The sequence below is a fragment of the Yersinia sp. 1252 StPb PI genome, assembly GCF_048593885.1.
GTDB lineage: Bacteria > Pseudomonadota > Gammaproteobacteria > Enterobacterales > Enterobacteriaceae > Yersinia > Yersinia enterocolitica_E.
Window position 1 is genome coordinate 1 of record NZ_JAZGQE010000041.1, and the last position, 22,081, is coordinate 22,081.

Here is a 22,081-nt window from a genome sequence, read left to right on the forward strand (position 1 = left end):
TCATCGGGACTCATTCGTTGGCTGCCTTGCTGTAACCCCAATTACTTTGGGTATTACCCTTCTTACTTGACGTTACTACTGTGTTAGCGGCTCTCACTCGCCCGAATTACTGACAAGGGTCAACTCATCGGGACTCATTCGTTGGCTGCCTTGCTGTAACCCCAATTACTTTGGGTATTACCCTTCTTACTTGACGTTACTGCTGTGTTAGCGGCGCTCACTCGCCCGAATTACTGACAAGGGTCAACTCATCGGGACTCATTCGTTGGCTACCTTGCTGTAATCAAATTATTTTGGGTAACAGCCTTCTCTCTCGGCGTTGCAGGTAGGTACGGGTTCTGATTATTTTGGATATGAGCAGGAGTGGAGGGCTGAATACGAATTGCTATTTACTCAAGCGGCCCAATTGATGGGCCGCTTGTTAACTACTTAATCTGCTGATACTAACGCGCTGTTTTAACCTTATTAATTAAAACTCTTCGCTAGTTTCATCAGTCTCATCGGCAAATGCTGCTGTTGCTACAGGTTGTTCGCCGTTCCCACCGTTAAGTAGCATTTCACGCAGTTTTTTATCCAACTCTGCCGCAACCGCTGGGTTTTCTTTTAAATAGTTGCTGGCATTCGCTTTACCTTGACCAATTTTGTCGCCGTTGTAGCTATACCATGCACCTGCTTTCTCAATCAGTTTGTGTTTAACACCCAAATCAACGAGTTCGCCGTTAATATTGATGCCTTCACCGTACAGAATCTGGAATTCAGCTTGTTTAAATGGCGCTGCAATTTTATTTTTCACAACTTTAACGCGAGTTTCGCTACCAACAACCACATCGCCTTCTTTTACTGCGCCAATACGGCGAATATCCAAACGTACAGACGCGTAAAATTTAAGTGCGTTACCACCGGTGGTGGTTTCAGGGTTACCAAACATAACGCCGATCTTCATACGAATCTGGTTAATGAAGATCAGTAAGGTATTCGCATTCTTCAAGTTACCCGCCAGCTTACGCATAGCCTGGCTCATCATACGTGCCGCAAGGCCCATGTGAGAGTCACCGATTTCGCCTTCAATCTCGGCTTTAGGCGTCAATGCAGCAACCGAGTCAACGATGATAACGTCAACAGCACCAGAACGAGTCAATGCATCACAGATTTCCAATGCTTGCTCGCCAGTATCTGGCTGAGAACAAAGCAGGTTATCAATATCTACACCTAATTTTTTGGCATAAATTGGGTCAAGAGCATGCTCAGCATCGATAAATGCACAAGTCTTGCCTTCACGCTGTGCGGAAGCAATAACCTGTAACGTTAGCGTTGTTTTACCTGATGACTCAGGGCCATAAATCTCAACAATACGCCCCATTGGCAAGCCACCCGCCCCCAATGCGATATCAAGAGAAAGGGAACCGGTAGAGATGGTTTCAACATCCATTGAGCGGTCTTCGCCAAGGCGCATAATAGAGCCTTTACCGAATTGTTTTTCAATTTGGCCCAGTGCTGCTGCTAACGCCTTTTGTTTATTCTCATCAATAGCCATTTTTACTCCCTCTCTGGTATGCAGGGGTTACCCCTACCATTACCACTGAATGTTGTTTTATGCAGGAAATTACCGCTAATTATACTGTACAATCATACAGTATCAAGCCTATTTTTACAGAAAATCATCGAATAGTGTTTGTAGCGCGAAAACAGCCGCTTGCAGCCTTACTGCATCGCGATCACCGGGGAAAATCTGTTTGCATGCCAAAATCTGCCCTTCACGTGCCGCGAAAGCAAACCATACCGTACCAACCGGTTTATCCGCACTGCCACCATCAGGCCCGGCAATGCCACTAATAGATACCGCGAAGTCAGCATTCGCTTCTCTCAATGCTCCGAGCGCCATCTCTCGTACTACGGCTTCACTCACAGCACCATAATTTGCCAACGTGATTTCGTCCACACCGAGCAAATCGTGTTTGGCTGCATTACTGTATGTCACGAAACCACGGTCAAAGTACGCTGAACTCCCCGCAATATCAGTTAATGCTTTGGCCACCCAACCCCCTGTACAGGACTCAGCGCAGGTCACCCAGGCACCACGGGCCTTTAGCTTATTCCCGATTGCAATACTGAGCTGGCGTAATTGTTTCTCGCTCATTGTTGCCCCCTACTCTAATAAAATCTCCCGCCGCCGATAGTAGCACTTCTTTAGCCCGTAACGACAACCACTGTCAGTTATGCGAAACCTCTCGCAAGGAGGAATGAAAAAAAGCGCTTTCCCGTACAAAGCTTTACCTCACAGGCTTAGCTGTTAGTATCAAAAGGGCTGTTCGAATTTATCGGCAACGTAGGATGCGGCAAGTTGCATCAGGGGTACTGGATAGTTATCCGGGATGATGAACTAAGGACGAGATAGTGAAAAAAACGCTTAACGCCTTTTTCCCACTTTATAGTGCAACCGTTTTGATGTTGCTGGGTTCAGGCTTATTGACGACCTATATTTCGCTAAGGTTGACCGCCATCCATGTCTCAGGTGCATTAATTGGGGCAATTATTGCCGCAAATTATATTGGTCTGGTGATCGGTGGCAAGGTTGGCCATTTCCTGATTGCCCGCGTAGGCCATATTCGCGCTTATGTCGCCTGTGCCGGTATTATCACGGCAGCCGTGTTAAGCCATGGACTTACTGAATACATCCCCGCATGGGTAGTTCTGCGCTTGATTATTGGCCTCTGTATGATGTGTCAGTTTATGGTGCTGGAAAGTTGGCTCAATGATCAGGCAGCCTCTAATCAACGCGGTATCGTGTTTGGTGTTTATATGGCTGCAACCTATGCCGGTATGGCGTTAGGTCAGGTGGTATTAATGCTCCAACCTGAGTTGGGTTTGAGCACCCTGATGATTATTGCGCTATTTTTTGCCCTTTGCCTGGTGCCTGTGGCCCTGACAACGCGCAGTAATGCCCAACAAATGTCCCCAGCCCCTATGGAGCTGAAATTCTTTATCAGTTCAATTCCCAAAATACTGGCATCAACTTTGGTGATTGGCATGATTGTCGGCTCCTTCTATGGTCTGGCACCGGTCTATGCCAGCCTGCAATCGCTATCAACGCAGGAGACCGGCCTGTTTATGGCATTATCTATCTTTGCCGGTTTAGTGGCCCAACTTCCTCTCAGTTGGTTGTCCGATCGCTATAACCGCACGCTATTGATCCGTATTAACGCATTATTACTGGCATTAACTGCGCTGCCGCTGGCCCTGGTGCCCCATATCTCGTTCCATTTCTTACTGGGTCTGGGGTTTGTCGTCAGCATGTTGCAGTTCACCCTCTACCCACTGGTGGTCGCTCTGGCTAATGACCTGATTGCACCAGAGCGGCGTGTGTCACTGGCGGCATGCTTACTGATGTCATTTGGCGTTGGCGCCAGCATCGGGCCGCTTGCTGTAGGTGCCCTGATTCAGCCATTGGGTGGCAATATTCTGTATGCATTCTTCGTACTGTGTGGTGTGGGCCTGATAACACTGAGCAGAACGGTGAAACAAGATCAGGACGAATTTGTTAACGATGCCCCGGTTCCACATATGGCAATACCGGACAGTCTGGTCAGTTCCCCACTGTCACCAGCGCTGAACCCTAGTTTTGACGAGCAAATGATCCACGATGTTATGCCACCTCCTGACCAACAAGAAGAAGCAGAAAAAACAGAGGAATCGTCTGCAACAGACACACCTAACGCCCCGTAACTCGGGGTCATAGGGGTATCAGTTTGTTTATACCGCCTCTCTGACGTTAAAATTCGGTACAGCTTGTTATTTATTCAGCTTTGAATAAAAATACCAACATCAGGTAATTAGCGGGACGGAACCATGTCGAGACAAGATGAGCAACGGTTGCTGGTGAAAATAGCCACGCTGTATTACAGCGAAGGTATGAAGCAATCTGAAATTGCTGACAGCCTGCATTTATCTCAATCTTTTGTCTCCCGAGCGATCACCCGCTGCGTTAAAGAAGGAGTGGTGAAAATCAGCGTGATTCAGCCTGCCAATATGTTTATTGGTATCGAATCACGGATTCAAAAACACTATGGAATCGATCAGGCCATTGTGGTGGATATTGCTGATGACGCCAACCCAGTCCAAATAAAGCAAGCTATTGGTTCTGCTGCTGCCCATTACATGCAAACCAGTATTCGCCCAAACGATATGGTGGGGATCTCTTCGTGGAGTAGCACTATCCGGGCGATGGTTGATAACCTTCATCCGCTTAACATCAAAACCAGCGGGGTTATCCAATTACTGGGAGGGGTTGGCCCCAATGGTAATGTGCAAGCCACCTTGTTAACTCAAGCATTAGCCAATATTTTAAATTGCCCGGCTTACTTGCTGCCCGCTCAAAGCATTGAACGTTCGACAGAAGACCGCGCACGCCTGATATCCAGTGGTGAAGTTGCCGATGTAGTGAATAAATTCGCCGAAGTTGATCTGGCATTGGTGGGAATTGGTGATCTGGAGCCATCACAGCTATTGAGAAACTCCGGTAACTATTATCACGAAGAGATGCTCAAGTTGCTGGCAGAGCGTGGCGCCGTGGGTGATTTATGTCTGCATTATTTTGATGCTGCTGGCGATGCGGTACTCAGCGATGAAGAAGATCCAGTGATTGGTATGTCGCTACCACAACTGCGCGCCTGCCCCCGAGTGGTAGCGCTGGCAGGAGGGGTAGGGAAAAGTGCTGCCATTCGTGGCGCACTGATGGGTAACTATGTTGATGTATTGATTACCGACAGATTAACCGCCGAAACCTTGCTTTAAAGCGACTGCGCTCGGTTAATAATCACCATAATGATTCGCCGCGCCCTCCCTGGTGCGGCATTTGATAACGTCATTGAAACTAAAGCGGCGACTTCCCATGCCAGTAACAATCAACTCCCAGATACTTACTGAATGCTTCTTGCAATACCTGAGCTGTCGCTGAATGGTTCATCGCCACATGGTGTTCGAAACCATTATTACAGATATGCGTAAGTAAGCTTTCCAGCTGTGGCACTTCCACTACCGCACGGCAACCCACGGTATCTAACTCGTCACTGACAGAACGGCCTTCACCGACATAAGCCCGAACCTGGCCGGTAAAATCATCAGAAGAGAGGCGGAAATAGGTCAATGGCCCGGATTTCATGCGGCCATGGACAGCACCACAGGTATTCTCGCAACCTACAGTTGTTCCGATAATATCAGCGGTGCCCATGGTTGAGCTTTCCAGACTTTCACTGGCAAAGTTGCCACAGTGGAATAACACACATTTATCACGCTCTGCGCCAAAGTTATTATTCCAGTCAGCAATTGAGGCCGGCGCCAGTGAGCAACTCGCCAGCGCATACATCGATAGTGCCCCCATGACATCCACTTCACAGGCACTTGGCATCAATTGCCCGGACATCACGCTCATAATGGAACAGACGTTGATACCCAAATTCTGTTGCAGCGAGGTCCAGCACTGCATGGCGGTGGTATCGATATCGTTGGCGATAATCCATTCACTGATAACCACAAACAGTTTCGCCATTTTGTGTAACTTATCTTGTGGGATGGCACTGGTGTCACCGTTGGCTTTTAACAGCGCCAGTTTTTCACCAACACGAATATCGTTATCACTGAGATTAGCGACGCGGAAGAACACTTCGGATAAATCGAGCGTTTCAACAGTAATGCCCAAATTCTCCAATAACTTCTCGCTGTAGCGCACGGTATTAAAGTTAGTTGGACGAGCACCAATAGCCCCGACACGCACCCGTTTCATGGCATGCACCACACGGCACAGTTGTACAAATTGCTCGACGTCGTGGCTAAATATTTCGCTGTTTAGACTACAAACATGCTGCTTGGTCAATGTGAATGGAATGCCATATTGGCGCAGGTTGTTACATAACGAGATTTTGCCGCAGAAGCTGTCGCGACGCGTCGCTAGCCCCATTTTATCCAGCGCATCTTCTTCAGCCTGTACTAATACCGGTACTTTGAGGCCCGAAAGGCGAATAGCATCTGAGACACTTTTTTCATCACCAAAGTTGGGCAGAATCACTACTACACCATGGATCTCTTCGCTGTGCTTACGGAATAACTCGGCACACACGTTGGCATCACGCCAGTTTTCAACCCCCCCCAAGGGGGTTTGCTCTTCATTGAGCATAATGATGTTGATGCCCAGTCTATCAAACAGCGCCTGAGCATCACGGCGCGCGTCAGCCACCAGATAGCTTGGGAAAAACCCCCGGTTGCCGATAATCACCGCGAAAGTTAACTTACGAGGTATTGCTGACATATGCTTACTCCTAGTGTGGGTTATTTCGGCTGAAAACGCGCGCGCGCGATGGCCGTTTGCCAGAGGCTATAGTTATCTTGCATCTCCGCACTTTGAGCGCGCGGTTCGATGTATTCCACTTCACGGGGAAGTGCGGCTAATTGCTGGTTATCCTGCCACCAACCGAGGGTTTTCCCGCCTAAATATGCCGCTCCCAGTGCCGATACTTCGGCGGTATGGTTGCGTATCAACGTGCGCTGCAACAGGTCGGCTTGAAATTGCATCAACCAGCGGTTGCTGGTCGCTCCACCATCTACCCGCAGCCGTTCAAGACGATGGTTGCCAGCCCGCTCCATAGCAAAAAAGACGTCGGCTATTTGGTAGGCGACCGACTCTAACCCGGCGCGGGCTAATACCGCAGGGGTGGTAGCATCGGTCAAGCCGCAGAACAGACCACGAGCCTGGCTATCCCAATAAGGCGCCCCTAATCCCGAGAGGGCTGGAACAAAATAGACCCCCTGATTACCTGACTGACTTTGCGCCATCTCGGTCAAGTGCGCTAAATCCGTGATACCTAGCATGCGTGAAACCCACGCCACCCCCGAACCGGTATGCGTGATATTGCCTTCGAGGGCATAACGTAGTTCGCCGTCATGCCAGGCAATGGTGGTACTCAGACCATTGCTCTGTGTTACCGCCTGCTTCACGGTAGTCATCAGGGAAGAGCCGGTACCATAGGTCGCTTTTATTTCGCCCGCACGGTCACCGCCCTGCCCATAGAGCGCAGCGTGGGAGTCGCCGATTTGTGCCACAATCGGTACCCCCTGTGGCAAGCCAATAATACCGGTATTACCGGTATGTCCGTGGATAGCCGCCGAGGGTAATACCGCAGGCAGACAAAGACTGGGGATACCAAATAGCGCCAGCAGGTCAGGATCCCATTGGCCGGAATGAATATTAAACAGTTGGGTACGGGCTGCATTGGAGAAATCGGTCGAGAAACTTTGGCCGCCACTGAGCTGCCAGGTTAGCCAGCAGTCGATGGTTCCGACGCACAGTTCACCGTGAGCCGCACGTTCCACACCACGTGGGATTTCTGCCAGCATGCCGTGAACCTTAGCGGCCGGAAACAGCGGATCAATCTGCAATCCAGTGCGTTCGGCAATCATTGCCGCCTCCGGTAACTGGCTCAGCGTTTGACAGAAAAGCTCTGAGCGCCGACATTGCCAACTCACCACTGGCGTCAGTGGTGTGCCGGTCTCCCGCTCCCAAATCAGCACCGACTCACGCTGGTTACTGATGGCAACACCGGCCACCCGCGCACCTGCCAACTGGTTCAGACAGCCTTCGATTGCCAAACAGACCGCCTGCCAGATAGCCAGCGGGTCCTGCTCTGCCCAACCGGGCCTTGGGTGATTCAGCAGAAGAGGCACTGAAACCTTCGCCAGAATCTGCCCGGCAGTGTCCACTGCAATGGCTTTGGCATTGGTGGTGCCTTCATCAATAGCCAGAATAATCGGCGTTGACATGATTACTCTCCTCGGCAAAACCGCAGAGCACGCGCTACAATGCCTGCCGCATCAAAACCATGCCAGGCACGCATATCTGCCCTGTCGGCAGCAATCGCATAGCCGCCATCAGGAATACCTAATCTCACCAATGGGATCCCGCTGCCCGCTTCGGCCAACACTTCAGCCACCAAACTGCCCACACCACCATTAATGTTGTGCTCTTCGATGGTAATCACCCGCTGACTCTTCTGGAGAATGGTTAACAGTTGCTGAGTATCACACGGACGAATAGAAGAAACGTTGACCACCGCAGCAGAAACGTTGTTATCCGCCAGTATCGCGGCAGCACTTACAGCCTCATGCACTGTAGAACCCATCGCTACCAGAGCAATATCCTGACCATCCTGCAAGACATCAATCTGCCCCGGTACAAAGTGGTAGTGCTCATCATGGAGTTGTGGCAAGGATTTGCCGTCCAGACGAATATAGACCGGTCCCTGATGGGCGATAGCATAATCAATTATTTGACGGCACTCTTGTGGGTCAGAGGGAGCATAAATTTCGATATTGCCAAAACCACGTAAGATAGAAATATCATCGATACAGTGATGAGTACTGGCCAGCGGCCCGTAACTGGCGCCAGAATTGAGACCGAACAACTTAACATTGCTATTGTTGTAGCAAACATCGATTTTTAGCTGCTCATTGGAGCGTGAAATCAGGAATGGCGCGGCATTACAGGTTACTGCAACTTTCCCGCCCATGGATAAGCCCACGGCTGTGCCGACCATCGCTTGTTCGGCAATACCTACGTTAACCACGCGATCAGGGAAGCGAGCAGTAAACGGCCCGATTTTCGCCGTCGAAGTGGAATCAGCCACCACCGGAACCAGATCAACACCGTTATCCACGGCTTTGATAAACTGCTCAACCATCACTGAGGCCAAATGTTCTGCATTACTCATCGCTCAATTCCTCCAGTGCCAGATCAATTTCAGCACCTTTCGGCACCCGATGGTGCCACTCCACGCGCCCTTGAATAAAGGAGATACCGGCACCTTTTTCGGTGTTGGCAATCACCACATTGGGTTTACCCTTGGGTTGTAATGCCTCCAATGTTTCCACCACCGATTGCATGTTATTACCCTGGCATTCCGTTACTTCTAAACCAAATGCACGCCATTTATCCGCCAACGGGTCGGTATTCATAATTGACTTGGTGGTGCCCGCCAGTTGGAGTTTGTTTTTATCGTTAATGATTATCAGATTGTCTAACTGATAGTGAGCAGCCACTAATGCCGCTTCCCAGTTACTGCCTTCGGCTAACTCACCGTCGCCGGTCAGAACAAATACTCGGCGTTGGCTGTTGGCGCGTTTTGCCGCTAATGCGATCCCGACGGCGACCGGTAAACCATGTCCTAACGCGCCGGTATTTAATTCGATCCCCGGCGTTTTGTGTTTTACCGGATGGCCCGGCAGATGAGAGTTAGCGTGTTGATAAGTTGCCAACCATTCCTCTGGGAAATAACCCGCTTCCGCCAGACAGCAGTAATAGCCGCCAACGGCATGGCCCTTAGATTGCACATAGATATCGCGCTCAGGATCAGTTAACCGGTCAGGTGCGCAATTAAGGATGCGGAAATAGAGTGCGGTCAGAATCTCTACCTGCGAAAGATCAGCACCGGTATGCCCCCCTGCGGGGCTGTTCGCATTAAGCAGGACGATCCGGCGGCGGATAGCCCGCGCCTTTCTCACCAGCTCATCGATTGACAGTGAATACGGATTCATGACATTACCTCTCTTATATTTTCCTTCGCCATTGAATTTTTACTCATTAGCGAATATTTATTCCTGATGGTGCTAAAAAATAGCTTTCATCAAGCCTGACCGGAAAGCCTCCTCCGGCGTTACCTCTTCAGTGTTCTGCGGCTTAGGGCAAGGTGTTACCCCATCAGCCCATTAGCCGTTATGGGTTCTTTATGCCTGCTCGCTTTTGCCCACTTGCGCAACTACGTTGGCTTTTTGCGACACAATTGCTGCTTTATGCTGCATACGGTTTTGCATCTGGTCGATAATCACAGCCACAATAATTACGATACCTTTAATAACCATTTGCCAGAATTCACTGACCCCCATCATCACCAGCCCGTCAGCCAAAATTCCGATAACAAATGCGCCGATCAGTGTGCCGAGGATGGTGCCACGGCCACCGGCCAGAGAAGTTCCCCCCAATACCACGGCCGCTATCGCATTCATCTCAAAGCCGCTGCCGTTCGCAGGGTGGCTGGCCACCAATTGAGCGGAAACAATGATCCCGGCAATTGCCGCACAGAAACCGGAAATGGTGTAAACCCAAACTTTGACCTGCCGGACTTTGACGCCAGACAGTTCGGCGGCTCTCTCGTTATCACCAATAGCGTAGACATGGCGACCAAAAGGTAGGCGACGCGCTACATAGGCAATCACCAGAGCCAAAATGAACATGATCCAGATGGCGATCGGCAAACCCAGTAACGTGCCAGACCCCAGTAGATCAAAACCGGTGTTTCCGAGTTGTGGATTACCCTGTAAGCCTGGGAAGGTTTCACCGCCAGAAATCAGCATCGCCGCACCACGAACCACATACATGGTACCGAGGGTGCAGATAAACGGCGCGACGTTATAGCGGGTTATAATCCAACCATTGACCGCGCCAATCAGTGCACCGATGACCAATACCACCGGGACTACCACCCAAACACTAGGGAAAATGGCAATACCAAACATCGGTAATACAATACCTTGGGTGATCATCCAGCCTGCGATCATGCCGCACAGCCCCAAGGTTGCCCCGATAGAGAGGTCAATCCCTGCGGTGATAATGACAAACGTGATGCCCAGTGCGAGGAAGGCATTGATAGCGATATGCTTCACCATAATGATCAAGCTACCCGTCGCCAGAAAGCCCGGAACCATCACGGAGAAGAAACCAAGAATCAAAAACAGGGCAATAAAAGTGCGCATCTTGAGCAGAAGCAGCAGCATATTTTCCCGTGACCACGACGCGCCACCGGGCCGGTGACTCGCCAACGCAGTGCCAGTTGTTGCTTTCATCATTCGAACCCTTGTGCGCTTGCCGTAACCAATGCCGATTCACTGGCCGACTGACGGGATAAGTTCGCGGTCAGCTTGCCATTCGACATCACCAGTATGCGGTCAGATACCGCCATGATCTCTTTCAGATCAGAGGTTGAGAACAAAATACCAATCCCCTGCTCAGAGAGTTTCACCATCATTTCAAACACATCAGCTTTCGCCCCGACATCAATGCCTCGCGTTGGCTCATCCAACAGCAAGATGTTTGGACTGGTCAGTAATGAGCGCCCTATCACCACTTTTTGCTGATTACCGCCACTGAGAGCCTGAATCTCTACTTCCGGTGAAGAGACTTTGATCGACAAATCCCCGATAACCGACGCCACCACTTGTGACTCACTCTCTTGCCAGATAGTGAAGCTGTGTTTTAACCGACGCCATAAGCTGGAAATGGTCAGGTTATTGGCCACCGATGACACAGGGAAAATACCGGTTTTTTTACGGTCTTCCGGTACCAGACTCATTCCCAGACGAATGCGCTCTGCGGTTGAGGTTTTGGCATTAATCGACGTGCCATTGAGCCGGATAGTGCCAAGATAGCTCTGCTGCGTGCCCAGCAGACATTCAAACAATTCGGTACGACCTGCCCCCATCAACCCATAGATGCCGACAATTTCACCCGCCCGCACTTGCAATGAGACCTGATTCACTACCGTGTTGCCGGATTCATTGATTAACGTGACGTTATCAACCTCCATCATCGGCGCACCGAATGTGCGGTCCGGGTGAAGAAAACTGGAAACCGGGTCACTGCCCAGCATTTCACGCACAATCCACGGTACATCAATATCTTTTACCGCAGCTTCAGCCTGAAAACGGCCATCACGCAAAATCGTGATGTAGTCACCAATCGCCATCAACTCTTCCAAACGATGTGAGATGTAGACGATGGAAACACCCTGTCGCGTCAGTTCGCGAATAACCCGAAACAAGATATCAACTTCGGTTTTACTCAACGCCGACGTCGGCTCATCCAGAATCAGAATATCCGCCTGTTCTGCCAGTGCCTTGGCGATTTCAATTAATTGCTGCTGGCCTACTTTCAGGTTTGACACCATCTCTTTCGGCGAAATAACCTGATCAAGACGCACCATTAACTGTTCAGCAATCAGCTCCTGCGCCGCCTGATTAATGGGTTTCAAGCCTTGCTGAATCTCACGCCCCAGAAAGATGTTTTCCGCAACATTGAGGTTTTCCGACAGGTTCAGCTCCTGATGAACCATGCCAATACCCAGCGCCGCCGCCTCACGAGTATTGGCAATACTCACCGCGTTACCATTCAGGTAGATTTGGCCGGATGTTTGTTGCTGTACCCCAGCCAAGATCTTCATTAAGGTAGATTTTCCGGCGCCATTTTCGCCGATAATCACATTCACTTTGCCGCGATAAACGTTATAACTGACAGCATCTAGCGCCAATGTGCCAGGAAAACGCATTGAAATGTCCTCAGCACGCATGACGATGTCAGGTCTGTGATCCATTAGTGGCTCTCCTTATTCAAACTGAGCGGCACACCATTGCTCAGACCGGTAGGGGTGAGTGTCACCGCTGCCAATACCTCGACTTGCTGCCCGACCCAACTGGCATCGGGTTTTGCCACATCCTGCAAAGCACGCTTGCTTAATGCTTTAGAGAGCTGGGCGTATTGCACCTGATTTTTAAAATCTTCGAAGCGGATAAACGTTGATGCATCACGAATGGCATTACCTTTGACGATTGGCCCCACTTGCAGCACTTGTTCATCACCGTCAATGGCCAAACGAATCAACCCTTCCCGCCCTTCTGTGTCTACCGCTACCACTTTGCCGTTAAAACGAACAAAACGACTTTGGCTATTTTTCCCTGCTGCTGGCTGACTTTGTTGCTGCTTTACCTGCTGCCAACTGAGCGCATTGCTATTGGCAAACGGCATAACTTTACTCACCCAAATGGTGGAGGCGACTTTATCCGGTGGCTGGTTATAGTCACTGACCACCGCGTTAGGATCGACTGGCAGAATCGGTTTACCGTTTTCATCCAAATCAACCACGGTACAAGCCACCAGCACCGTACTGATAACCAACAAACCGCCTGCTTTCGATAAGGCACTGAACCACATACTGCCTCCTGTCAGGAGGGGCGATTACGCCCCTCATTCTTAAACCATGGTTTTAATAACCGGTGATTATAAGATGGGTGTTTCAGTCGCGATTATTGTTTCAGTGCAAAGACATTCAGATTCTTGGCATTGTTTTCATCAATCAATACGCAATCCATCAGTTGCTTTTCTTCCAACCCGGTTTTGCCGGTTTTCAGATATTTATCAGCCTGCACCACCGCCATCTGAGCTTGTGCCCAACCCGGCTGTAATACAGTGGCTTTGATATTGCCTTTGTTGATGATCGAGTCGCGAACATAGTCACTGCCGTCAAAGCCGACGACAATGACATCATTGCGCCCCGCAGCTTTCAATGCCGCTTCTGCACCGAGTGCCATGGTGTCGTTGCCGGAAATCACCCCAGTGATATCTGGGTTAGCCTGCAAAATGGACTCCATACGGTTGAATGCTTCAGTCTGGCTCCAGTTTGCAGTCTGTTGGGCAACCATCTTCATGTCGCTATGTTCGTCAATCACGTCGTGATAACCCTGTGAACGAACATGAGCATTGGTATCCGACTCACGGCCGAGCAATTCAACATATTTGCCTTTGCCACCCATCAACGTAACGAATTTCTCAGCGCCCAGTTGTGCACCCTGATAATTGTTCGACACGATTTGCGATACTGCGATTCCAGTTTCATTGATTTCACGGTCAATCAGGAAAGTCGGAATACCGGCCGCTTTGGCTTTTTTCAATGGCCCGATAGTGGCATCCGATCCGGCGTTATCCAGAATGATCGCTTTAGCCTTACGAGCAATGGCAGTTTCCAGCAGTTGGTTTTGCTTGTTCACATCATCATCATGAGAAGCCACCAGTACGGTGTATCCCAGTTCCGTTGCTTTGGCTTTAGCACCTTCCGCCTCCGCTTTAAAGAACGGGTTATCGTGGGATGGAGTGATAATGGCGATCAGGCCGTTACTGGCGGCACCAGCAACACCCGCCATTGAGATCAATGCTGCGGTAAGACAGGATTTCAGTAGGGTATTTTTCATTATTTTTCTCCGCATTGAATATATATTCACTATTAAATTTATATTCAACGTAATAATACAAACGCCCCGCAGCTTGTCCAATGTGAGTGCAAGGAAAGTAGAAGCCGGTCACAAATTAGTCGACACGGATAGAGAGATAGCTCGGATAAAAGCCGCTTAGATAAGAATGTAACAGTACAAAAAACGAATTGATTATTTCACTCGAATGTATAAAATTTTATACATACATCAAGGAGTGATGAATGATTGGAAAAATAATCGATTGGCGTGGTAGTTCACTTGAGGATCTGAAGGCTTTCCCAGAAAGTGCTTGTGCGGTAGCGGGGAAGCAACTACGCAATATCCAGCATGGTATCGAACCTAATGATTTCAAACCTATAAATGACTGGGGAGCGGGGGTTATTGAAATACGGTTAGATGATAATTCCAAAGCTTATCGTGTTGTTTATATTGCCAAATTCGAAGATAAAATTTACGTATTACACAGTTTCCAAAAAAAATCGCAAAGAACCAGTCAGAAAGACGTCAATATTATTAAGGTTCGTTATAAAGAAGTTATTCATGAGCGGAGAACAAAAAATGATAGATAAAATTGACACAGCATCACGTCACATCACTACCGCTGGAGACAATATTTTTACTGATTTAGGCTTTACTGATGACAAAGCAACTCAATTGTTAGCGGAGTCAAATGCAGAAATTGAACAGGCTTTAGCAATGAAAAAAGCGCTCATGACATCTATTGCCAATTGGATTAAATCAGAAGGAATACGGCAAGTGGACGCAGCCACATTATTACATGTGTCGCGTCCGAGAGTTTCCGATGTTGTTAATCAAAAAACTGAAAAATTCACTCTTGATTCTCTGATTAGTATGGCTGGCAATATTGGCAAAAAAGTGACACTCGTTATTGAATAAATAAATTCTGAGTCAGCGATATAACTCAATCACCGCAGGCGTCACCTGTAATTCGTGTTGCCAGTGGGTCAACGTCAGGGTCGTTAACTCAGCCAGCCCCTGATAAAACGGGTGTCCGGCATCAGATTGCAGCAAGGCGAGGTAACGATACCCCCACGGCAACAGGTGCTCTGCCAGTAAAACCGGTAAATCCGCTGGTTGATGTTCTGCCAGCCAGGCGGCCATCATCAGCAATAAGCCGAAATGATCCTCTGGCTCTTGCTGCTCCAGTGTCACCTCCACTTGCTGCTGCGCCATCCAATCACGCAGTTTGAGCGTCGAGTCGCCAAACAGGACATTTTCTTTATCCAGATAAACCGATCCCCACGGGGGAGCGGGCAGTGCATATGGGCCAATAAACAGCCGCTGCCAAGCCTCTTCCAGGGTTTCATCTGACTTGTCTTGCACCAATAAAGCGGCAATGGGCATTAGTTGAGTTTCCAGGCCATAAGGCCACTGGGCTACCCACTCATCACTGCTGAGTTGCGCCACAATATCACTGCACGCCGGACTGTCCGGTTCACAATAAAACAGCGCACCCAATACGTGGCCAGTCAGCGCAATTTGTTGATAAGTCATATTGTTTTCAACCATTTTGTTACCTCAGAAGCGCGATCAATTCGCCATCAAACGGGTGAAGCATTGCGAGCAAAGCCAGGTTGGGCGTAAACCCAGCAGGGCTTTGCTCAGTCGCCATCAAGCTATCATTTAACCGCCGATTGCCATTCCGACCGTCATATGCAACCCGTAAAACACGCCACGGCCAATTAGCTCACCCGCAAAGATAAGCAGCATAGCGAAGATCATGCCGAGCGTCATCGGTGTGCGGCCTCTGATTAACGGACAAATCCAGCAACCCAGCCCCAGAACCAGTAACACCAAACGCCATACCATCAATGTGCCGTAGTAGGGAATAAGCTCTGAAGCTTGCTGTACCGAGCTGTAAATCGTCGACAAACTGGCCGCCTGCATAATGACACTGGCAATACTGATAATCAGTGCCAATACACTGATCATCGGTAGTTGCAGCATCATTCGCCCATTAATCCCGGCCAGTTGTAACAACAGATAACCCAACATCGGGCCGCCAATCAAGGTGGTAAGAACAAAACCTAGCGGGGTATAGAGGTTGTCCCAAGTGGGAACAGTATCAATGGAATAGACTCGACACATGGCATAGACAAATACGACGCCCAGCACCATGGCGACCACTAGCCAGACTTTGCCGAGTACCGCAGGCATTTTACCCAATACGGCCAACAACCAGTAAAAACCTGCCACCGCAAAGAACAGTGAACCGGCGGCTATTTCATTACTGAGCGCCGACTCGCCAATGCGGCTTAATGAATTGAATGCTCGCATTGGCGAACCTAAATGCAGTGTCGAGGCGATAAAAGCCAGTGCCATCAGCACCCACAGTACCAACATGCTGCGGTGAATCCGCTGTTGCTGGTCGTGACTCAAACCACCGAATATCAGCGCCAGTCCCAGCACAATAAAGCCTCCGACCACGCACTGCCCCAGTACCGTAAAGACCATTAGAGGCCATTCATGCCATCCCATGCCCATATTATACCTCCTTCGGATTTGCCAGATGACCGGTGGTATCTCTGACCGGACGGCTGTTGGCATTAGGTTTCACTACGATATTCGGCAGCGTGAAATGGGCTGCTGGCAATGGTGCGACTTCGGCCAAATCACCGTATTTCTCGCGTAATTCATCAATAGGGGCCATATCCAGCGCCCGCAGTGGGCAAGAATCGACACAAATCGGTTTCTTACCGGCAGCGACTCTTTCATAGCAGCCGTCACACTTGGTCATATGCCCTTTTGCTTCGTCATATTGCGGCGCACCGTATGGGCATGCCATATGGCAATAGCGGCAACCGATGCAAATGTCTTCGTTTACCACAACGAAACCATCATCACGCTTATGCATTGCGCCACTCGGACATACTTTGGTACAGGCGGGATCACTACAGTGATTACAGGCGATAGAGAGATAGTAAGCGAACACATTTTGGTGCCATGCGCCGTTATCTTGCTGCCAATCCCCACCGGCATATTCGTAGATACGCCGGAAGCTAACATCGGTGGATAAGTTTTTGAAATCCTTGCAGGCCAACTCGCAAGTTTTGCACCCAGTGCAGCGGCTGGAGTCGATGTAAAAACCATATTGCGTTGTCATCAGTCAGCTCCTTATGCCTTGGTAACTTGAACGAGGTTGGTATGGGATGGATTCCCTTTCGCCAACGGAGAAGGTCGCTGAGTGGTCAATACGTTAATACTGCCCGCGCGATCAATACGTTTCTCATCCGGGCTATACCATGCCCCCTCACCCAGTGCCACAACCCCCGGCATCATGCGCGGTGTAACTTTGGCGTTAATCTGAACTTCGCCCCGGCCATTGAAAATACGCACCATATCGCCATTTTTGATCTCTCGCTCGCGGGCATCCATTGGGTTAATCCACATTTCCTGACGGCAGGACGCTTTTAAAACATCGACGTTGCCGTAGGTGGAGTGGGTTCTGGCTTTGTAGTGGAAACCCGTTAACTGTAATGGATACTGCTGATTGAGCGGGTCATCGTAGCTTTCAAAACCTGCGGCATAGACCGGCAGCGGATCGATAACATCGTCTTGTTGCAGTTCCCACGTGGCGGCAATCTGTGCCAGTTCGGCAGAGTAAATCTCAATTTTGCCTGATGGCGTGGTCAACGGATTGGCAATAGGGTCTGCGCGGAACGCTTTATAGGCAACATGATGCCCCGCCGGATCGCGTTTTTTAAAGATACCCTGTTCGCGGAACGCCTCAAAAGAAGGCAGTTCAGGAATGGCCTGTTGCGATTGTTGGTAGAGATGACGCAACCACTCTTCTTGCGTGCGCCCTTCGGTAAATTGCTGCTCCACCCCCATGCGTTTTGCCAGTTCTGTGGTCATTTCATAGATGTTTTTGCATTCAAAACGCGGTTTGATGACTTGATCGGCAAAAATCACATACGCCATATTGCCGCTCGAAGCGTCAAGGCAGAAGTCCATCTGCTCAGAGGCGGTACAGTCAGGCAGGATGATATCGGCGTATTTGGCTGACGAGGTCATGTGATTATCGATAACCACCACCATTTCACATTTTTTATCATCTTGCAGAATGTCGTGGGTACGGTTGATTTCTGAATGCTGATTAATCAAACAGTTACTGGCGTAATTCCAGATAAACTTGATCGGTACATCCAGCTTATCTTTACCGCGCACACCATCACGGGTAGCGGTCATTTCTGGCCCGCGTTCAATCGCGTCAGTCCACAGGAACATCGAGATACTGGTTTTAACTGGGTTTTCCAGTGTTGGCATGCGGACAAACGGCAAACCGTAAGAGCCTTCGCGGGCACCAGAATTACCGCCATTAATGCCAACGTTACCGGTCAGGATAGCCAACATGGCAATGGCCCGACTGGTATTTTCGCCGTTGGAATGGCGCTGCGGTCCCCACCCTTGCGCAATATAAGCCGGTTTCACCGACCCTATTTCACGCCCCAGTTTAATGATTCTTGCGGCTGGAATACCGGTGATGGCTTGCGCCCATTGTGGTGTTTTGGCGGTTTCATCTGCGCCCTGCCCTAAAATATAGGCTTTGTAGTGGCTATTTTTTGGCGCATCTGCCGGCAGGGTTTTCTCATCGTAACCGACACAATATTTATCGAGGAACGGTTGATCGACCAGATTCTCGCTAATCATCACATAGGCCAAGGCCGATGCCAGTGCCGCATCGGTACCGGGCCGCAGCGGGATCCATTCATCTTCTCGACCTGCTGCGGTATCGGTATAGCGTGGGTCAATCACTATCATCTTGGCATCGGATTTCTCCCGTGCCTGCTCCAGATAGTAGGTGACCCCACCACCACTCATGCGCGTTTCAGCCGGATTGTTACCAAACAGCACCACCAGCTTGCTGTTTTCGATATCGGACGGGCTGTTGCCATCAGCCCAGCCACCATATGTGTAATTCAGGCCAGCAGCGATTTGCGCAGTACTGTAGTCACCATAATGATTAAGGTAGCCACCACAGCAATTCATCAGCCGCGCCAATAGCGTCGATCCCGGTGGCCATGAGCGGGTCATGGTGCCACCTAAGGTGCCGGTGCCGTAATTCAGATAGATAGCTTCGTTACCATATTCTTTAATGATGCTTTGCATGCTGCCCGCAAGGGTGTCGAATGCCTCTTCCCATGAGATGCGCTTGAATTTGCCTTCCCCACGTGCGCCAATACGCTTCATTGGGTATTTCAGACGGTCAGGGTTGTATACCCGGCGGCGCATGGAGCGGCCACGCAAACAGGCACGCACCTGATGCAAGCCATCAAAATCATCATTGCCAGTGTTGTCGGTTTCGACATATTTGATTTCGCCATCAACGACATGCATACGTAGCGGGCAGCGGCTACCGCAGTTGACAGTACAAGCACTCCAGATCACTTTGTCATTATTGAGCGGATTTATTGCCGATTGCACCGCGCGGGCGGCGCGGGAGAACGGGAGCGAAAAGGCCCCGGTTGCCATGGCAAGACTGCCGATAAGCGTCGTTTGGACCAGTTTTCGGCGCGTGACTTCTGCCGTTAATAGCCGGGATTCGTTGGTCTCTTTCATAAGATTCCCACTTGGTTGCATTCCAGAAAATGGACAACATCCGTGATAGATGAAATCCGATTAATTCAAAAAAATGAGTAATTCTGCGGGAGAGGTTGTGTCATGAATGAGAGCGCAGTGGCCCAGCTACAGCAGTTATTATAGTTAGGATGATAAACAGTTCTTCCCGCAGTTATGAGCCTACCCCTTATGGGTAGTGCGGGTGTTGTCTGGTATCAATAAAGCAGTGGGGATTACCTTCTCCTCACTGCTTTATGATGAATCTGTGACAAATAACCGTTCTGTTTAACAAGCCTGATGATACAGCGCCATAATTTCATCAATCGATGCTTCACGCGGGTTCCCGCCGGTACATACATCCGCGAAGGCTGCTGCTGCCAGCGCGGGAATATCATCGGCCAGCAGACCCACCGCACTCAGGGATGACGGAATGCCAATATCACGGTTCAATTCAATTACTGCCTGAATGGTTTGCTCACGAACCTGTGCCAATGACCCACTCAGGGCATTGTCGAGGCCCATCGCCATCGCGATTTGACGCAAGCGTTCGCCGGTATAAGCGGCGTTATAACGCATGATATAAGGCAGTAAAATGGCGTTGGCGACACCGTGTGGCATGTTGTAAAACGCCCCCAGAGGGTGTGCCATACCATGAACCAACCCCAGCCCTACGTTTGAGAACCCCATTCCAGCGATATACTGCCCAAGTGCCATATCTTCGGTGGCGGCGGCATCACCTTGCACAGAAGCCCGCAATGAACGACTGATGACTTCAATGGCTTTAAGATGCAAAGCATCTGTCAGTTCCCAAGCCCCTTTAGTCAGATAACCTTCGATGGCGTGGGTCAACGCATCAACCCCGGTCGCGGCTTTCAGGGCCGCTGGCATACTGTCCATCATGTCAGCATCAATAAATGCCACTGCCGGAATAGCATGAGGGTCGACGCAAACAAATTTGCGCCGCCGCTCTTCATCAGTAATTACATAGTTAATGGTCACTTCTGCCGCAGTACCGGCTGTGGTTGGAATGGCCAGAATAGGTACACAAGCGTTGCGGGTGTCAGCCACCCCTTCCAAACTGCGCACATCAGCAAACTCAGGATTATTGATAATAATGCCGATGGCCTTGCTGGTATCTTGTGGCGAACCGCCGCCCAGCGCGATGAGATAATCCGCCTCGCTTTGGCGAAAAACAGCCACACCTTGTTGTACGATGGCGATTGTCGGGTTGGGCGTTACCGCATCAAAGACAGCAAAATCCAGACCGGCCTGTTGCAAGCGGCTGATTAGGCAAGCCGCGACACCGCACTCCATCAGTATTTTGTCGGTGACCACTAACGCTTTTTTATATCCCCGCCGTGTCACTTCATCGGTGAGCGCATCCAGTGAACCGCGCCCAAACCACGCCATTTCGTTTAAAATCATTCTGTTCATGACTGATTCCTCTCGGTATTTTAACCCGCACGCTAATCTTCAACCCGTAAACCGTAGGTTTTGAATTTCTCCAGTACCACGCTGATTTCTTCTTTGGATAACACCGGCACCTCATCGACAATCGGCAAGATAGCCAGCAGCAGTGTTGCCAACACCTCAACTTCATGAGCAAGCCACAACGCTTTGGCCAAATTCTCCTCACAAGCAATCAGGCCATGGTGCTGCAACAGCGTGGCCTTGCGGTGCTTCATCGCCACGGCGACATGTTCAGACAGCGCTTTGGTACCAAAAGTGGCGTAGGGCGCACAGGGGATATCATCGCCACCGGCAGCGGCAATCATGTAATGAATCGCCGGGATCGGGCGGTTAAGAATCGATACTGCGGTGCAATGGACTGAGTGGTTGTGTACCACCGCATTGGCGTCTGCCCGGGTATGATAAACCGCCTGATGAAAACGCCACTCACTGGAAGGGACTTTGCCAGGCTCATGGTGGCCGCTGGCATCGATATAAACAATATGCGACTCCGTCAGTTTGTCGTAGGCAATACCGGAGGGCGTAATCAAAAATCCATCCTGATAGCGCACACTAACATTGCCAGCCGTCCCTTGATTCAACCCTAAACGGGTCATTTCCAGGCAAGTATTGATAATATCGCGCGCCAGTGCTTCTCTCTTCATTTGTTCCTCTCTTAAGATGCAAATACCTAAATATAAAAATGCATTGAATAATGGATGTAGGTGAATAAGCGTTAACAACTGTGGATATATCTTTCGCTCATTTAATTCAACTGAGAAATAAAGCACACCAAAATGTGAGCCATGTCATGACTATTCATAACTTAATCGCAATTTAGATCTTATTTATTTGCATGAAATGTCCGTTTGAAAAAACAATATGGACAAACGGTCAAGTGACGCCGAATGATTAAGTGTCGGGCTATTTTCCAATAACTGACCGTTTGTGACAGAAATAGAAAAATCGGTCA

Annotated in this window: 20 protein-coding genes; 4 read left to right on the forward strand and 16 right to left on the reverse strand. The window is 49.7% G+C overall.

Annotated features, from left to right (window positions below; translation table 11 throughout):
* Positions 1–469: 469 nt before the first annotated feature.
* The gene (gene recA, locus V2A85_RS08580) at positions 470–1,534 is read right to left on the reverse strand and encodes a recombinase RecA (RefSeq protein ID WP_083160250.1); all 1,065 of its coding nucleotides are present in this window, start codon (positions 1,532–1,534) and stop codon (positions 470–472) included.
* Positions 1,535–1,648: 114 nt separating this feature from the next.
* Positions 1,649–2,137, reverse strand: a complete 489-nt coding sequence (pncC, locus tag V2A85_RS08585) for a nicotinamide-nucleotide amidase (protein ID WP_083160252.1) — start codon at positions 2,135–2,137, stop codon at positions 1,649–1,651.
* A gap of 257 nt (positions 2,138–2,394) precedes the next feature.
* Between pncC and V2A85_RS08590 the strand changes: the two genes are divergently transcribed.
* Together V2A85_RS08590 and V2A85_RS08595 are read left to right on the forward strand one after the other, a co-directional pair.
* Positions 2,395–3,723 carry an MFS transporter gene (locus V2A85_RS08590; protein ID WP_372558113.1) on the forward strand — a complete coding sequence of 443 codons (1,329 nt, stop codon included), beginning with the start codon at positions 2,395–2,397 and terminating at the stop codon, positions 3,721–3,723.
* 123 nt (positions 3,724–3,846) lie between these two features.
* Complete coding sequence (locus tag V2A85_RS08595) at positions 3,847–4,791, forward strand: sugar-binding transcriptional regulator (RefSeq protein WP_420071253.1); 945 nt, start codon at positions 3,847–3,849, stop codon at positions 4,789–4,791.
* Positions 4,792–4,870: 79 nt separating this feature from the next.
* Here the strand turns inward: V2A85_RS08595 and V2A85_RS08600 are convergent, their stop codons facing one another.
* From V2A85_RS08600 to V2A85_RS08635, 8 genes are all read right to left on the reverse strand, one after another.
* A complete protein-coding gene (locus tag V2A85_RS08600) occupies positions 4,871–6,301 on the reverse strand; it encodes an L-fucose/L-arabinose isomerase family protein (RefSeq protein ID WP_372558112.1) in 1,431 nt (476 codons plus the stop codon).
* A gap of 20 nt (positions 6,302–6,321) precedes the next feature.
* On the reverse strand, positions 6,322–7,809 hold the full coding sequence (locus V2A85_RS08605; protein ID WP_420071254.1) for an FGGY family carbohydrate kinase: 1,488 nt from the start codon (positions 7,807–7,809) through the stop codon (positions 6,322–6,324).
* A 2-nt stretch (positions 7,810–7,811) separates the two neighbouring features.
* A complete protein-coding gene (locus V2A85_RS08610; protein WP_420071255.1) occupies positions 7,812–8,756 on the reverse strand; it encodes a transketolase family protein in 945 nt (314 codons plus the stop codon).
* Positions 8,749–9,579 carry a transketolase gene (locus V2A85_RS08615; RefSeq protein WP_372558109.1) on the reverse strand — a complete coding sequence of 277 codons (831 nt, stop codon included), beginning with the start codon at positions 9,577–9,579 and terminating at the stop codon, positions 8,749–8,751. Before V2A85_RS08615 ends, V2A85_RS08610 begins: the two co-directional genes overlap by 8 nt.
* A 189-nt stretch (positions 9,580–9,768) precedes the next feature.
* Positions 9,769–10,884 carry an ABC transporter permease gene (locus V2A85_RS08620; protein WP_372559834.1) on the reverse strand — a complete coding sequence of 372 codons (1,116 nt, stop codon included), beginning with the start codon at positions 10,882–10,884 and terminating at the stop codon, positions 9,769–9,771.
* Entirely contained in the window at positions 10,884–12,407 is a 1,524-nt protein-coding gene (locus V2A85_RS08625; protein ID WP_083160267.1) for a sugar ABC transporter ATP-binding protein, read from the reverse strand. Before V2A85_RS08625 ends, V2A85_RS08620 begins: the two co-directional genes overlap by 1 nt.
* The gene (locus tag V2A85_RS08630) at positions 12,407–13,024 is read right to left on the reverse strand and encodes a DUF2291 family protein (protein ID WP_083160269.1); all 618 of its coding nucleotides are present in this window, start codon (positions 13,022–13,024) and stop codon (positions 12,407–12,409) included. The genes V2A85_RS08625 and V2A85_RS08630 overlap by 1 nt, the downstream gene beginning before the upstream one ends.
* A 92-nt stretch (positions 13,025–13,116) precedes the next feature.
* Positions 13,117–14,058 carry a D-ribose ABC transporter substrate-binding protein gene (locus V2A85_RS08635; protein ID WP_050086418.1) on the reverse strand — a complete coding sequence of 314 codons (942 nt, stop codon included), beginning with the start codon at positions 14,056–14,058 and terminating at the stop codon, positions 13,117–13,119.
* A gap of 242 nt (positions 14,059–14,300) precedes the next feature.
* Between V2A85_RS08635 and V2A85_RS08640 the strand changes: the two genes are divergently transcribed.
* Positions 14,301–14,648, forward strand: a complete 348-nt coding sequence (locus V2A85_RS08640; RefSeq protein WP_420071256.1) for a type II toxin-antitoxin system RelE/ParE family toxin — start codon at positions 14,301–14,303, stop codon at positions 14,646–14,648.
* Entirely contained in the window at positions 14,638–14,976 is a 339-nt protein-coding gene (locus V2A85_RS08645; protein WP_372559833.1) for a helix-turn-helix domain-containing protein, read from the forward strand. Before V2A85_RS08640 ends, V2A85_RS08645 begins: the two co-directional genes overlap by 11 nt.
* 12 nt (positions 14,977–14,988) lie before the next feature.
* On the opposite strand, the gene dmsD is transcribed toward V2A85_RS08645, so the two are convergent.
* The 6 genes from dmsD to V2A85_RS08675 all read right to left on the reverse strand — a co-directional run bounded on the left by dmsD (position 14,989) and on the right by V2A85_RS08675 (position 21,773).
* Positions 14,989–15,594, reverse strand: coding sequence for a Tat proofreading chaperone DmsD (gene dmsD / locus V2A85_RS08650; RefSeq protein ID WP_372559832.1), 606 nt, complete (start codon positions 15,592–15,594; stop codon positions 14,989–14,991).
* Between the two features lie 129 nt (positions 15,595–15,723).
* Positions 15,724–16,584, reverse strand: coding sequence for a dimethyl sulfoxide reductase anchor subunit family protein (locus tag V2A85_RS08655; protein ID WP_420071257.1), 861 nt, complete (start codon positions 16,582–16,584; stop codon positions 15,724–15,726).
* Position 16,585: 1 nt separating this feature from the next.
* Positions 16,586–17,203: a DMSO/selenate family reductase complex B subunit gene (locus V2A85_RS08660; protein ID WP_005181957.1), complete on the reverse strand. Its 618-nt coding sequence runs from the start codon at positions 17,201–17,203 to the stop codon at positions 16,586–16,588.
* A gap of 11 nt (positions 17,204–17,214) precedes the next feature.
* A complete protein-coding gene (dmsA, locus tag V2A85_RS08665) occupies positions 17,215–19,659 on the reverse strand; it encodes a dimethylsulfoxide reductase subunit A (RefSeq protein ID WP_372558106.1) in 2,445 nt (814 codons plus the stop codon).
* Between the two features lie 285 nt (positions 19,660–19,944).
* The gene (fucO, locus tag V2A85_RS08670) at positions 19,945–21,093 is read right to left on the reverse strand and encodes a lactaldehyde reductase (protein WP_372558105.1); all 1,149 of its coding nucleotides are present in this window, start codon (positions 21,091–21,093) and stop codon (positions 19,945–19,947) included.
* 32 nt (positions 21,094–21,125) lie between these two features.
* A complete protein-coding gene (locus tag V2A85_RS08675; protein WP_005181951.1) occupies positions 21,126–21,773 on the reverse strand; it encodes an L-fuculose-phosphate aldolase in 648 nt (215 codons plus the stop codon).
* Between the last annotated feature and the right edge of the window lie 308 nt (positions 21,774–22,081).